This window comes from Odoribacter lunatus (genome assembly GCF_943193135.1).
In the GTDB taxonomy this organism is placed as follows: domain Bacteria; phylum Bacteroidota; class Bacteroidia; order Bacteroidales; family Marinifilaceae; genus Culturomica; species Culturomica lunata.
In genome coordinates this window covers 287,837-301,281 of the sequence record NZ_CALPCZ010000001.1, presented here as the reverse complement: position 1 = coordinate 301,281, position 13,445 = coordinate 287,837, and the positions used below count along the sequence as shown (strand labels likewise).

Below are 13,445 nucleotides of genomic sequence, written 5' to 3'. Positions count from 1 at the left end.
ACGATTTTACAGTATCTCTTTCCACTCCGTAAAGCGATAAAACGGATAATGCCCTCCGCTCAGGGAAGTGACCAGCGCTTTACCTTCCCACCAGCGCCGCTGGTTTTCCGGCGGGAAGATAAGGTCCTTTTCGGAGATGTATATTTTATCCCATTTTATACACTTTTTATGCTCAGAGCTAAGCTTATGAATAAGGTACAGCTCTTCGATCTGTTCCGTTAAGATTCGTCGGGGTTTATTGACAGAAAATAACGCCGCTTCGTCCCTCTCCGCCAACATGCGGGCAAAGAATTTTTCCCGTCCCTGTTCCGTCATGCCCTTTTCTGTCAGCTCATAAACGCGTACCGGAATACCGTACAAATCATCCACCGGCCGCTCCGTTCCATTCAAAGCGACAAGCCTGTCCGGCTTCACACCCCACTCCGGCAGGACATTGGCAGCCGCCCAGACACCCATGGACCAGGCCACGACATATACCGTATGATAAGAAGAAAAATCCGGTATGCCACCCTCCGCTTCCAGAGAACGGTAATCGGAACAAATCAGCAAATCGGCATCCGTTTGCAGATGAGCCACCGCCCGGCAGTCCATTCCCCAGCCGTTGAAGAAAATCAGCACCACCCCCTCGCCTTTCCGTTGAATCCAGTCCGTTCGCATAGGTTCCCTCCGTTATTCCATACCGTTCAACAGGAAATCGAACAGACATTCGTAGTCTTCATCGGGAATCGCCGCATTCAACGAAAAGCGGATACGGGCTTCATTCTTGGGAACGGTCGGATACCTCACGGGCAAAGCGAAGAAGCCATTGTCCCGCAACAAATCGGCAATCTCGATGCTGCTTTCATTGGAACCGCACAGGAAAGGCACGATGTGCGACTCTCCCCGCGTCTCCCAACCTTTCTGCCGCAGAACTTCCCGCAGCCGCTCGGCGACACGGCTCAATTTCAGTCTCAATTCGTAAAAATCGGGCATACGGTTCAGGACGAAGCGTGTCCAGGCCACATTGACCGGCGGCAATGCCGTCGTGAATATCAGACTACGCTGCGTATTGATCAGGAACTCGCGGAACAGATCGCTGCACACGACAAATGCTCCCATCGAGGCAAACGCCTTGCCGAACGTTCCGACAATGAAATCAATGTCCTCCGTACAAGCCTGCTCCTCGCAGCATCCCAGCCCGTTCGTACCCCTCACGCCCACCGCATGAGCCTCGTCCACGTACAGAAATGCATCGAACTCCTTCTTCATCTCGCAAAGCTCCTGCAGATTGACGACATCGCCGTCCATACTGAAAACGGATTCCGTGACGATAAAGACATTTTCGTATTTCTCCCGATTCTGTACAAGGATATTCCGCAGGTGCTCCGTATCCAGATGCCGGTAACGCAGCATTTCCGCCTCGCTCAGACGCAAGCCGTCGATAATGCTGGCATGCACCAGCTTGTCCGCCACAATCAGGTCCCGTTTGGTGGTCAGTGCGGGCAATATCCCTATATTGGCATGATACCCGGACGTAAACACCAGCGCCGCCTCCTTGTTGTACAAATCCGCCAGATCCTCCTCCAGCAGCCTGTAATACTCGTGATTGCCGGACAGCAGCCGCGAAGATGCCGCACTGTACGGCAGCGCATTTACATCCGTCTGCTTGTGAAATTCATCCAGAAGTTTCGGATACGTGGACAATCCCAGGTAATCGTTTGAGGAAAGATTCAGCATTTCCCGGCCCTCGTCATGAATCAGGAAACCGTTGTGCTGAATATCCCGGAGACGCCTGTAATTTCCCGCCTCCCTTATTGTTTCCAATTTGTTTTTATACCGCTCCAACATAGCGAATAACGAATTATATTATATTTCACTTACTACCTTTTTCAGCGCGGACGTTAGCTTGTGCAACTGTTCCGGAGTGATAACAAACGGAGGCATGATGTACACCAGTCGGCCGAACGGTCTCACCCACACGCCTTCCCGTACGAACATCGCCTGGATTTCAGCCATATTAACCGGCTGTTTCATCTCGATGACCCCTATCGCTCCCAGTACCCGTACATCCGCCACTTGCGGCCATGTAGCCGCTTCCGCCAATTCCTCCCGCAACTGCTTTTCTATCGCCCCGATTTTCCCCTCCATATCGTAACTCTTTATCAGGCCGATGGAAGCATTCGCTACGGCACAGGCAAGCGGGTTGCCCATAAACGTCGGACCGTGCATAAATACGTACGGGTCTTTCGAACAGATGCCGGCCGCCACCCGGGTGCTTGTCATCGTGGCGGCGAAACTCATATATCCGCCTGTCAGCGCCTTGCCGATACACATAATATCGGGCTCGATGCCGGCGTGCTCTACCGCCCACATTTTCCCCGTTCTTCCGAAACCGGTGGCAATCTCATCACAAATCAAAAGTACGTCAAATTTATCACACAGCAATCGCACCCGCTTCAAATAATCCGCCGAATAAAACCACATACCTCCCGCCCCTTGGACGATTGGTTCGAGAATCACCGCCGCGATGGTGTCGTGATGCGCCTCCAGACACTCCCGGAAAGGCCGTATATCCTCCTCCGTACAGGGAGTGCCGAAACGGCACGCGGGATGCTCTACAAAATACTGTACTGGCAGACAGCCGTGAAAGATGCCGTGCATGCCCGTCACTGGGTCGCAGACAGACATGGCGTTCCACGTGTCTCCGTGATACCCTTTCGTCAGGGTCATGAAATGCTTTTTCTCTTCCTTGCCGGTCGCGTACCAATATTGCAGCGCCATTTTCATGGCTACTTCCACCGCTACCGAACCGGAATCGCTGAAAAAAATCTTCTCCATGCTCCGCGGTGCCAGGGAAAGCACCTTTTCCGCCAATTCCACCGCAGGCCGGTGTGTCAATCCGCCGAACATGACATGCGCCATTTCCCGCAATTGTTTCTCTATCGCCGCATTCAGCACGGGGTGATTATACCCGTGTATCTCGCACCACCAGGAAGACATCCCGTCTATCAGCCGCCGGCCGTCTTCCAGTTCGATATACACGCCCTCCGCCCTTTTTACAGGGTACACGGGCAACGGGTTCGTCGTCGAAGTATAGGGATGCCATATATGCTCCCGGTCGAATTTCAATAATTCCGTCGTATCCATAAAGTCTTTCATCAGTTATAAAATCCCAAATCCTTGATTTTCTGCATATCCTCCAGCACTTTCGAACCCAACGTCGTCAGCATGTCTCCGACGATGGCGGCGTTGATGCCCGCCTCGATTGCCCGGCATTCAAGATGTTGTATCAGCAGACGACCGCCGGCAAAACGCAGATAGGCATCCGGATTGATAAAGCGGAAAATCGCCACCGATGTCAGTATCTCGTCGTCCGCCAATGCTTTTGCTCCTTCCAGCGGCGTACCGGGAATGGGATTCAATATATTCATAGGAATGGATTTTATCCCCAAATCCCGCAGCGTCAAAGCCAGATCGATTCTGTCCTCCATCGTTTCGCCCATACCGATAATACCGCCGGAACAAACCTCCATGCCGATAGACTGTGCCGCCCGGATTGTCTCTATTTTATCCGCCGGCGAATGTGTGGTACACAAACGGGAAAAATACTTCGGAGACGTCTCCAGATTACAATGATAGCGAGGTATACCGGCTTCTTTCAATCGCTGCAACTGTTCTTTTTTCAACAATCCCATAGAGGCACAGAGCTTTATCGGAGCATGGGCATGAATTTTCCGGGCATATTCGCAAATCCTGTCGATATTCCGGTCGGACAATGCCTTGCCGCTCGTGACGAAAGAAAACTTGCTCACGCCGTATTCCGCATTCTTCAATGCCAGCTCCACACACGTCCGCTCGTCGATGAGCTCGTATTCCTCCACGCGGGTTTTAAACACCGCCGACTGGGCACACCAGTGGCAATTTTCCGAACATCTTCCCGAGCGGGCGTTTACGATGGAACACGTATCGAAATGCCTGCCACATTTCCGATCCCTGATTTCTCCCGCAGCCTGGTACAAAGCCTCTTTGTCAGATACCTTACTCAAAGCGACTGCTTCCTCCCGCTCTATTTTTCCTCCTGCCAAAACCTTTTCCTGCAACTGTTTTATCATACTTTTCAGCATAAAAAAGAGGTACACCGACTTATGGCATACCTCTTTATCGTTATACATTTATTTTTCTTATTCCCGCCGTTTGCGTCAGCACACACCTCGCCTGCCTGTATCCGGAATCCCGCCTTTACCGTCTGACACATCGCCTCCTCCCGCAAAACACATTCTTTCGTGTAATCCGTCTCCTGTACCACCACACCCTTTTTCGCCGATTTCAACAATGCCTGTTCGCAGACATTGATCGGCACGGCAGCAACGGCCACTTCCTTTCCCAAGGCCGCAAAAACGGCATATCCTTTCCGGCTCCACTGGGAAAAGTAAATCACGGGGTTTCTATGTCCATTATTTCGTATCATACGCAAACGCGCCACAAGGTAATAAAACTTTTATAAAAACAAGGAAAGCACGCTTACTTTTACATCCAACAGCTTTCCGACAAAATTTACAGAATACAAAATAAAATCACCTAAGAATTATTCTTACAAACAAAAATATCACATATTTGAAAAAATAATTTCACAATCATACAAACAGAATTTTTATTTTAGGAAATTATATTTGAAAATCCCATAGGATTATATACATTAATTTATTACAATTCAAAGTATTGAAATTGAAATCAGCATATTTTTCAATAATTTTTCTAAAATCAGAATATAAAAAAATACTCAAAAATATTTTTCTAAAAACATACAGGTTTTCTATTTAATTTATATTTTTGCTGCGAATACGGTTCTTGTTTCCAAAAACGAACAAGATGAAAAGGGAATCGGGTGAAAATCCCGGACAGTCCCGCTGCTGTAATCTCCGTAACGCGTTTAAACGAACGATGCCACTGCCCTTTCGGGGTGGGAAGGCTGTTTAAACGAGGAGTAAGTCAGAAGACCTGCCGTATTCGGGTTTCGAGGACTTTCGAGGAAAAGACCGGAACGGCGTTCCACGCCTGTATTCCTTTTCTTTTTCCTGTCATCAGGATATTCTGAGCCTTTCCCGATACCCGTTAAGAGTTTGTCATACACAAAAACGATAGAAAAATTATGATTCAGACGGTATTAAAGAGAGACGGCCGGATTGTCGGCTTTAACGGCGAAAAAATAGTAGCAGCCATCCGCAAGGCGATGCTGCACACGGAAAAAGGGGAAGACATGGAATTGGCGCTGAGCATCGCCGACCGCATTGCCTGCAAGGGGGAAGCACAAATGGGTGTCGAAGACATTCAGGACAATGTCGAAATGGAATTGATGAAAAGCCGGCGGAAAGACGTGGCGCAGCTGTACATAGCCTATCGGAATCAACGGAGCGTAGCCCGGAAAGCGAAAACCCGCGATATATTTTTGGAAATCATCGAGACGAAATCAAACGACATTACCCGTGAGAACGCAAACATGAATGCCGATACGCCTGCGGGAATGATGATGAAATTTTCCAGTGAATCGACCAAACCTTTCGTGGACGATTATTTATTGACAGAAGAGGTCAAAGAAGCAGTAAAACAAGGGTATTTGCATATCCACGACAAAGACTATTATCCGACCAAAAGCCTTACGTGCGTCCAGCACCCGTTGGACAAGATATTGCAGCACGGATTCTTTGCCGGACACGGCGAATCTCGCCCTGCGAAACGCATTGAGACCGCCAGCATCTTAGGTTGTATCTCTCTGGAGACTGCGCAGAATGAAATGCACGGCGGACAGGCGATTCCCGCGTTCGATTTTTACCTGGCTCCATACGTCCGCTCCAGTTATATCGAAGAGATAAAGGTATTGGAAGAAATCTACGCACAGAACTTCAGTCGTTTGTACAACTATCCGCTGAAAGATTATCTGAAAAAAGAACTGAACGGCCTGTCGGACGACGAACGTGTCGTGCAGCATGCCGTCAATCGTACGGTTAGCCGGGTTCACCAAGCCATGGAAGCCTTTATCCATAACATGAACACCATTCACAGCCGGGGCGGAAACCAGGTCGTATTCAGCTCTGTAAACTACGGAACGGACATCTCAGCGGAAGGCCGCTGCATTATCCGGGAAATGCTGAGTTCGACTTACCGGGGTGTGGGAAATGGCGTAACGGCGATCTTTCCGATTCAGATATGGAAAAAGAAAAAGGGGGTGAATTATCTGCCTGAGGATCCGAACTACGATTTGTATGTTCTTGCCTGCAAAGTGTCGGCGAGACGATTTTTCCCAAATTTCATCAACCTGGATGCCACGTTCAACCGTCACGAACTATGGAAACCGGACGACCCTTTCCGCTATCGGTACGAGACAGCAACGATGGGATGCCGTACGAGGGTATTTGAAAACCGGTTCGGGGAAAAAACGTCGATCGGGCGGGGAAACCTCTCCTTCTCCACTATAAACATCGTACGATTGGCCATTGAAACCATGGGACTGGCGACAGAAGACGAACGGATAGAAACGTTTTTCCGGAAACTGGATGAATTGCTCGACCTGACAGCTTTGCAACTTCATAACCGTTTTGAATTCCAGAAGACGGCACATGCCAAGCAATTCCCGTTACTGATGAACTCGCTGTGGATCGGGGCGGATAAACTAAAACCAGATGACACAATAGAGAGCGTCATAAATCAGGGAACCCTGGGAATCGGTTTTATCGGCCTGGCGGAATGTCTGGTCGCCCTAACCGGGAAACACCACGGCGAAAGCCCCCATGCACAGGAACTAGGTGTGCGGATTGTTTCCCACATGCGGGATAAAGCGAACGAGTTTTCCGAACACTATCAGCATAATTACAGCATCCTAGCGACTCCTGCCGAAGGATTGTCCGGTAAATTCACTCAAAAAGACAAAAAAACGTTCGGCATTCTTCCGGGCATTACGGACCGGGAATATTATACCAACTCGAATCACGTACCCGTGTACTATAAGTGTAGCGCCCGCCACAAAGCGGAAGTGGAAGCCCCCTATCACGATCTCACGCGAGGAGGACACATTTTCTATGTGGAAATCGACGGGGATGCCACCCACAATCCCGAAGCTATCATGCGGGTAGTAGATATGATGGATTATTACAATATGGGCTATTGCTCTGTTAATCACAACCGTAACCGCTGTATGGATTGCGGACATGAAGATGCCAAAGAGAATGTAGAGGTCTGTCCGGAATGCGGCAGTACGCACATCGACCGCTTGCAACGGATCACCGGTTATCTGGTAGGGACTACTGACCGATGGAATCGGGCAAAACTGGCAGAGTTGAATGACCGGGTGTGCCACAACTGATTAGAGAAAAAGCATGAAAGAAAACACCATACTATTAATGGATGTGTTGGAAGACACTGTTGTCGACGGCCCGGGATTCCGGACGGTAATATATGCCGCAGGGTGCAGACATGCCTGTCCGGGATGCCATAATCCGCAATCCTGGAATATGGGCAACGGGCATCCTGTGGAAGTGGACACCCTCGTCCGCCAGGTGTTGGATGATCCGTTCGCCGATGTCACATTCAGCGGAGGAGATCCGCTGCTGCAGGTCGAGGCATTCACCGCCCTGGCGCGCCAAATCAAAAAACAAAGCCGGAAAACGATCTGGTGTTACACGGGCTATCGGTACGAAACCGTCGTACAATCTCCGCGATTGTTTATGCTTCTTCCCCACATAGACGTACTCGTAGACGGCCGCTTTGAACAAAAACTACACGATGACAAGCTTTTGTTCCGCGGAAGTTCCAACCAACGAATAATAGACGTAAAAGCATCTTTGGCCGCCAAAACCGTCGTAGGTTATAGGATGAAAGAGTGAAATTGCCTGCTACAATTGCTGCAATGCTTTCCAGTCAATTCCCGGTTCTTGGCCTGTCGGCTTGCAACGAAACTTTGTCCCCATGGGTACGGATTCGTTAAAGAAGCCTCCCATTTTCAGATAAAACCGGTTATCTGCGGTATTGCCTCCCTGATAATCGAGACGGACCTGGGCTTTCGCCGTTGCATCGTGCGTGAAGGTAGCGTCAGTGAGCCGGGTCCATTGACCTTCTTTGCTGCGTGCCCATTGATTGCCGAAAAAAACTTCACGTGACAAATACCCTTGTTTCGGATTGAAATTCTCCAGGAAGCTGTGAGGACGTCTATACCATGTGCTAGTTTGGGGACGCAAGAAGCTGGCAATTAACTTCCATTCTTTCTCATCCGTTGCATAGAAATAGGCCGTGTAGGCCGTGTTGCCCTTCCCGTCCGGTCTGACCTGCATCAGAAATTTGTAGGTATGACCGGCTTTCCAGGGATATTTCAAATAACTTTGTCCGCCTGCCCCTTCGTTGCCGAACTCTCCGATATGTACATTTTTGCCTCGCCGCAGCAATTTAATCTTCTGGTCGTCGGGAATCTCCTTGGGATCTTGCGTATCAAAAGGACTCCATACAGAGAAAAGAATACGGCGTTCTGTCGGGGAGTTGTACTGCATTCCGAAATAGCCTTCTCCGAAGCCGGCTGCCATGTAGTAGCTATGCATCGTTTCGCCTTCTTCGGGGACCGTGATTTCGTTGTAGAACCATTCGGTATCGCCTTCCGGCAGCGTATATGCCAGATGAACGGAAGGACCGCGGCGTCCCCAGTAGTCCGAGAAATCCTTCACGTAATTGCTTTTTCCCGTAACATGGTCTGCAATCAATTGCTTGATTTCTCCGAAATTATCGCCACGCCTGGAGATGCCTTGCAAGTCGATACGGACATACCCTGCCTGTCGTACATCGATACTTCCTACAGGAACTTGCGTGTAGTCATCTGATTGCAGCTTGACTTTGAAACTCTTCTCTCCGTAACTGACTTTGATTTCGGAATGTCCTTTGGCAACCAATGACAGATCGGCCGTCGTCGGTTGATGCAGATAAAAATAAATACTAATGATCGAATTCGGATCCGTCCAGTGTACAATTCCATTTTCTGTAATCTGCGCACCGTCCTGCTGCCGGGTTACATAGCCATTGCCGGAAAATCCTACTACAAGCTGTTGAGTTTGTGCAAATACGCTGGTGCATAACAATAATGCAAGTAAATACAAATTTTTCATATGGACATCATTTTATTTTACAACTGAACAATATGGCATAATCTATTTTCAACCTTGCTGAAAATTGGCAATTTTCTGAACAAAGATAAAGCTAAACACCTTAAAAGTAATATGTAACGGCGATAGCTCACTCTGCCACACGCCACAAATATAAAGAAAAAACTTCCATACCTAGAAGATTGGCAGGGAATTCCTGACGAATTTTAAGGGAATATCCGTTTCGGGAAAATTTATATATCTTTGCACCGCTTGCGCCGACAGCTGACGCAAAACGAGCGCCGGCAAGGATTAATTAAATGTAATTATGAAAAAAGCAATTGTTTTGTTGTCCGGCGGTCTGGACTCTTCTACAGCCCTTTATGTCGCCAAAAGTGAAGGATTTGATGAGTTGTATGCCCTCACATTCAAATACGGACAGAAACACGATAAGGAGATTGAATGCGCTACCGCTATTGCCCGAAAAATTGGCGTGAAGGAACATAAAATCGTGGAGCTTTTACTGAACCAATGGAAAGGTTGTTCCTTAACTGACCCGGAGATGACGATACACGACGGAGACGTAAACCGGAATACTATTCCCGATACGTATGTCCCCGCACGCAATATGGTATTTCTGTCAGTAGCAGCTTCTTATGCCGATGCGTTGGGTATTACGGATATTTTTATCGGTGTCAGCGAAGTCGATTATTCCGGCTATGTGGATTGCCGGGAGGAGTTTATCCGCTCGATGGAACAGACTATTAATCTGGGTACGGTACTGGGTGCCGAACAGAAGAAAAAAATAACGCTGCACGCTCCTTTCCTGCATAAAACGAAAGCGGAAGAAATCAGGCTGGGTATGGAATTGGGGGTCGATTTCGGTCTGACGTGGAGTTGTTACCGGGGTACAGAAAAACCCTGCGGTACGTGCGACAGTTGCCTGCTCCGGGCAAAGGCTTTCCGGGAAGCCCAGGTACATGATCCTCTGTTGGAAAAATAAATACTAGCTCTCAAATGATTATCAGGAAATTATATAAATTTGAAGGAGCCCATATCGTCCGGAATTGTTCTTCTGTTCCGTGTCGTGAGAATATCCACGGACACTCTTACGTTGTGGAAGTTTTCATTACATCCGACCGATTGGACGACGGATTTATGGTAATGGATTTCGGTTTGCTGGATAAGGTGAAAACCTTTATCGGGAGTTTCGACCACAGTTATTCCCTGTGGCAAGGTGAAGACTCCGATTTTAAGCAATTTGTTTACCGATATAACCGGAGGGTGGCGGAAATTCCGGTATCTCCCTCTGCCGAGGGCTATGCATTGCTTTTCTTTTATGTCATCGACCGGATTCTGAAACACACGGATTTCCAAAACGGCGAGGGACGAGTACAATTGCACGCCGTCCGTGTGCATGAAACGACAACCGGATATGCAGAGGCTTCGCGCAATGATTTGAGATGGATTGATTTTACTTTCAAGGATATTCACTTTACCGCCGGAATTACGGAACAATGGGATTCTGTGGCATGGTGGGATGTAATGGTGGATTAAATGGACGAAAAGGCGCTGATATTGGCAGAAGACGGTATTTTCCCCATCGTGCGGGATGCTGACGGCAATCTGTTGCCACAGTTACCTGCTTCCGGACTGGATTTCTCGGGTACGATTCAGGGAGAAGGAAAATTAAACGGTATTCCGTCCTTGTTTGTCCGCTTGGCTGGTTGTAACCTGCATTGTACTTGGCAATCGCCGGACGGAAATTTGTCCGGTTGCGATACGGCATACGCCTCTTATGCTGTCCGGCATTCTGTCTCCATGTCTGTTGAAAGGGTCTGCCAAACAATTCTACACAATACGGAACATCTGCAGCACCTCGTGATTACGGGTGGCGAACCATTACTACAGGCAAAATCGCTTAACTTGCTATTTATAAGAATAAAACAAGAGCGTCACTTCCATATTACCATTGAAACAAATGCCACACTGTTTGATGAAAAACTGGCCCGGCACATTGATTTTTTCAGTCTGTCGCCCAAACTCTCTACATCCGTCCCTGCTACTCCTTATGCTGATTTACATGAGAAACGCCGGATGCAACCGGAAGTAATACAACAGTTCATCGACCATAGTTTGTTGTATAAGAAGGATTTTCAATTGAAATTCGTTTGCTCCGGAGACCAAGATGTGGCGGAGATTAAAGAATTGCTTTCCCGTTTACAGGGCTGGAAAAATGAAGATGTTCTTCTTATGCCTTTGGGATGTAATTCAACTGAATTGCAAAAACATACGCAACAAGTTCTAAAGTATTGTATTCAAAACGGCTGGCGTTATTGCGACCGATTGCACATTTCCCTGTTTGGTAACAAATCCGGTGTTTGATTATTTCTCGTTGATTGATAAGGTGGTTGGGGTCTTATAATAAATCAACGCTTCATCAAGTAATCTCCGTATTTGGACGATAACTTCCTCTTCGGATGCCTCCGGAATGCGTACCAGTTCTTTTATTTCCATTTCATGAAGACGTAATTGTGCCAGAATGCTTTCCCGTATCGCCTGCCTGTCCGAGCGGGACGCTTTTCTCTTGGCAAGACAGACATCGCAGATACCGCAGGGTACGGTCTCTTTTTGCCCGAAATAACGCATGAGGGAAAGTTGCCGGCATTTGTCCGGTTCCTCGATGTATCTGACCATTTCGGTTACTTTCTCCTGATAGGATTTTTTACGTTCCTCATAGGCTTCTTTACCGATTGTCAGGTAACTCAACGGTAATCGTGGACGATGATAAACTATATAGGGGCGGTCGTTACCCGGAATGTAGCTGATTATCCGTTGCCGTGACAATTCGAGCAGTGTATCGTACACTTCCTGCCGCTTGCATCCCAATTCATCCGCGAGGTACTGTTCCCCTATGTACATGTATTGCACGAATATTCCCCCGTATTTTCTCATCAGCAGTACAAGCAATTTTTCAGCCAAATGGTTTCTGAAATTATATTCATCCAATTGTTCTCTTGAAACCATGAAACAGATTCTGGATTTGGAGTTTATCTCTGTTGTACATTCGAGATACCCCCCCACCTGTAAGATGCTCAATGCCGACAATGTCCGAATCTGTTCCAATTTGAACTTACGGATGAAATCCGCCATGTCGAATTCAAACGCATAACCGTCGCCCGCTCCTTCCGCTATCTGAAAATAGTTTCCCAAGCAGTCGTACACCTGCCGTATAAACTCTTTGTCGGGATAGCCTTTGGTTACCCGTTCCTTCAATGCAGCCACGGTGGCTTCGTTGCAAAGCAGTACGGCAAAGGCTTTCTGTCCGTCCCTGCCTGCCCGTCCCGCTTCCTGGAAATAGGCTTCGGGGCTATCCGGAATATCGAAGTGTACAACCGACCGCACATCGGATTTATCAATTCCCATACCGAAAGCATTCGTAGCAACCATTACCGGGAAATGATTGCTTTTCCATGCCTCCTGTTTCTTTTCCCGCAGTAACGGAGAAAGTCCTGCATGGTAAAAATCCGCCCGAATACCGTTTTCATTCAGAAAGCGAGCCAATTCCTCCGCACCCGCCCGTTTCCGGACATATACAATGCCACTGCCCTCTATCCGGGACAAGATATGCAACAACTCGCTCAATTTATCATTTACCTTCCGTACTACATAAGCCAAGTTTTCCCGCCGAAAGCTTTTGGATAATACCCTTTCTTCCCGAAAATGCAAACAGCGTTGAATATCTTTCACGACAGGCGGTGTAGCAGTCGCCGTTAAAGCCAATATGGGCACAAACGGGAAAAATGTCCTCACTTCGGCTATCCGAAGATAAGAAGGCCGGAAATCGTACCCCCATTGTGATATACAGTGGGCTTCATCCACCGCTATCAATCCGACGGGCATCTGTTTCAACCGTATTCTGAATTTTTCCGACACCAAGCGCTCCGGTGAGATATAAAGGAATTTTACCCCATTGTAGATACATTTGTTTAAAATGGATTCGGTCTGTTCAGGCGATATGCCTGTGTATATGGCTTCTGCCGAAATATTCCGTTTTTTCAGGTCTTCTACCTGGTCTTTCATCAAAGCTATCAGCGGAGTGATAACCAGTCCCAACCCTTCCCGTGCAAGAGTGGCTATCTGGTAAGTCAGCGACTTTCCCCCTCCTGTCGGCATCAGTGCCAGTGTATCGTGTCCTTCCAGTACGGAGCGTATAATCTCTTCCTGCAAACTTCGGAAGCCGTCGTACCCCCAATACTGTTTCAATATGTCTTTTATCTCCGTCATAGCCGTTCCAAAAGTAAGGAAAAAAGTTGAAACGGATAAAAATGATTTCGACGGAATAAAAAA

Annotated in this window: 12 protein-coding genes and 1 riboswitch; of the genes, 5 read left to right on the top strand and 7 right to left on the bottom strand. The window is 48.0% G+C overall.

Going from position 1 to position 13,445, the window contains the following annotated elements; all coding sequences use genetic code 11:
• Window positions 1-6: 6 nt before the first annotated feature.
• Genes NFR61_RS01350 through NFR61_RS01330 form a run of 5 tightly spaced genes read right to left on the bottom strand, consistent with a single transcriptional unit; the run spans window position 7 to window position 4,447 of the window.
• Window positions 7-657: a DUF452 family protein gene (locus tag NFR61_RS01350; protein WP_251619945.1), complete on the bottom strand. Its 651-nt coding sequence runs from the start codon at window positions 655-657 to the stop codon at window positions 7-9.
• A gap of 12 nt (window positions 658-669) precedes the next feature.
• Entirely contained in the window at window positions 670-1,827 is a 1,158-nt protein-coding gene (locus NFR61_RS01345; RefSeq protein WP_251619944.1) for an aminotransferase class I/II-fold pyridoxal phosphate-dependent enzyme, read from the bottom strand.
• A gap of 18 nt (window positions 1,828-1,845) precedes the next feature.
• Window positions 1,846-3,126 carry an adenosylmethionine--8-amino-7-oxononanoate transaminase gene (gene bioA / locus NFR61_RS01340; RefSeq protein WP_251619982.1) on the bottom strand — a complete coding sequence of 427 codons (1,281 nt, stop codon included), beginning with the start codon at window positions 3,124-3,126 and terminating at the stop codon, window positions 1,846-1,848.
• 11 nt (window positions 3,127-3,137) lie between these two features.
• Window positions 3,138-4,091 (bottom strand): biotin synthase BioB, encoded by a 954-nt coding sequence (bioB, locus tag NFR61_RS01335; RefSeq protein WP_251619943.1) that lies wholly within the window; start codon window positions 4,089-4,091, stop codon window positions 3,138-3,140.
• A 5-nt stretch (window positions 4,092-4,096) separates the two neighbouring features.
• On the bottom strand, window positions 4,097-4,447 hold the full coding sequence (locus NFR61_RS01330) for a hypothetical protein (protein ID WP_251619942.1): 351 nt from the start codon (window positions 4,445-4,447) through the stop codon (window positions 4,097-4,099).
• Between the two features lie 357 nt (window positions 4,448-4,804).
• A riboswitch (cobalamin riboswitch) is annotated at window positions 4,805-4,999 on the top strand.
• Window positions 5,000-5,128: 129 nt separating this feature from the next.
• Between NFR61_RS01330 and NFR61_RS01325 the strand changes: the two genes are divergently transcribed.
• On the top strand, window positions 5,129-7,336 hold the full coding sequence (locus tag NFR61_RS01325; protein WP_251619941.1) for an anaerobic ribonucleoside triphosphate reductase: 2,208 nt from the start codon (window positions 5,129-5,131) through the stop codon (window positions 7,334-7,336).
• Between the two features lie 13 nt (window positions 7,337-7,349).
• Complete coding sequence (gene nrdG / locus NFR61_RS01320) at window positions 7,350-7,856, top strand: anaerobic ribonucleoside-triphosphate reductase activating protein (RefSeq protein ID WP_251619940.1); 507 nt, start codon at window positions 7,350-7,352, stop codon at window positions 7,854-7,856.
• A 9-nt stretch (window positions 7,857-7,865) separates the two neighbouring features.
• Here the strand turns inward: nrdG and NFR61_RS01315 are convergent, their stop codons facing one another.
• Entirely contained in the window at window positions 7,866-9,119 is a 1,254-nt protein-coding gene (locus tag NFR61_RS01315; protein ID WP_251619939.1) for a DUF3472 domain-containing protein, read from the bottom strand.
• Between the two features lie 304 nt (window positions 9,120-9,423).
• On the opposite strand from NFR61_RS01315, the gene queC reads away from it, so the two are divergent.
• The 3 genes from queC to NFR61_RS01300 are packed head-to-tail and all read left to right on the top strand — an operon-like array spanning window position 9,424 to window position 11,480.
• The gene (gene queC / locus NFR61_RS01310) at window positions 9,424-10,098 is read left to right on the top strand and encodes a 7-cyano-7-deazaguanine synthase QueC (RefSeq protein ID WP_251619938.1); all 675 of its coding nucleotides are present in this window, start codon (window positions 9,424-9,426) and stop codon (window positions 10,096-10,098) included.
• A 14-nt stretch (window positions 10,099-10,112) separates the two neighbouring features.
• Window positions 10,113-10,652, top strand: a complete 540-nt coding sequence (locus NFR61_RS01305; protein ID WP_251619937.1) for a 6-pyruvoyl trahydropterin synthase family protein — start codon at window positions 10,113-10,115, stop codon at window positions 10,650-10,652.
• On the top strand, window positions 10,653-11,480 hold the full coding sequence (locus tag NFR61_RS01300; RefSeq protein ID WP_251619936.1) for a 7-carboxy-7-deazaguanine synthase QueE: 828 nt from the start codon (window positions 10,653-10,655) through the stop codon (window positions 11,478-11,480).
• Here NFR61_RS01300 and NFR61_RS01295 read toward each other — a convergent pair whose 3' ends face one another.
• Window positions 11,481-13,382 carry a RecQ family ATP-dependent DNA helicase gene (locus tag NFR61_RS01295; RefSeq protein WP_251619935.1) on the bottom strand — a complete coding sequence of 634 codons (1,902 nt, stop codon included), beginning with the start codon at window positions 13,380-13,382 and terminating at the stop codon, window positions 11,481-11,483.
• Between the last annotated feature and the right edge of the window lie 63 nt (window positions 13,383-13,445).

What these genes read in the sequence shown, in the direction of transcription:
- NFR61_RS01315 (WP_251619939.1), bottom strand. Translation starts at nt 9,119, where the DNA reads ATGAAAAATTTGTATTTACTTGCATTATTGTTATGCACCAGCGTATTT.
- NFR61_RS01330 (WP_251619942.1), bottom strand. Translation starts at nt 4,447, where the DNA reads ATGATACGAAATAATGGACATAGAAACCCCGTGATTTACTTTTCCCAG.
- queC (WP_251619938.1), top strand. Translation starts at nt 9,424, where the DNA reads ATGAAAAAAGCAATTGTTTTGTTGTCCGGCGGTCTGGACTCTTCTACA.
- nrdG (WP_251619940.1), top strand. Translation starts at nt 7,350, where the DNA reads ATGAAAGAAAACACCATACTATTAATGGATGTGTTGGAAGACACTGTT.
- bioA (WP_251619982.1), bottom strand. Translation starts at nt 3,126, where the DNA reads ATGGATACGACGGAATTATTGAAATTCGACCGGGAGCATATATGGCAT.
- bioB (WP_251619943.1), bottom strand. Translation starts at nt 4,091, where the DNA reads ATGATAAAACAGTTGCAGGAAAAGGTTTTGGCAGGAGGAAAAATAGAG.
- NFR61_RS01300 (WP_251619936.1), top strand. Translation starts at nt 10,653, where the DNA reads ATGGACGAAAAGGCGCTGATATTGGCAGAAGACGGTATTTTCCCCATC.
- NFR61_RS01350 (WP_251619945.1), bottom strand. Translation starts at nt 657, where the DNA reads ATGCGAACGGACTGGATTCAACGGAAAGGCGAGGGGGTGGTGCTGATT.
- NFR61_RS01325 (WP_251619941.1), top strand. Translation starts at nt 5,129, where the DNA reads ATGATTCAGACGGTATTAAAGAGAGACGGCCGGATTGTCGGCTTTAAC.
- NFR61_RS01345 (WP_251619944.1), bottom strand. Translation starts at nt 1,827, where the DNA reads ATGTTGGAGCGGTATAAAAACAAATTGGAAACAATAAGGGAGGCGGGA.
- NFR61_RS01305 (WP_251619937.1), top strand. Translation starts at nt 10,113, where the DNA reads ATGATTATCAGGAAATTATATAAATTTGAAGGAGCCCATATCGTCCGG.
- NFR61_RS01295 (WP_251619935.1), bottom strand. Translation starts at nt 13,382, where the DNA reads ATGACGGAGATAAAAGACATATTGAAACAGTATTGGGGGTACGACGGC.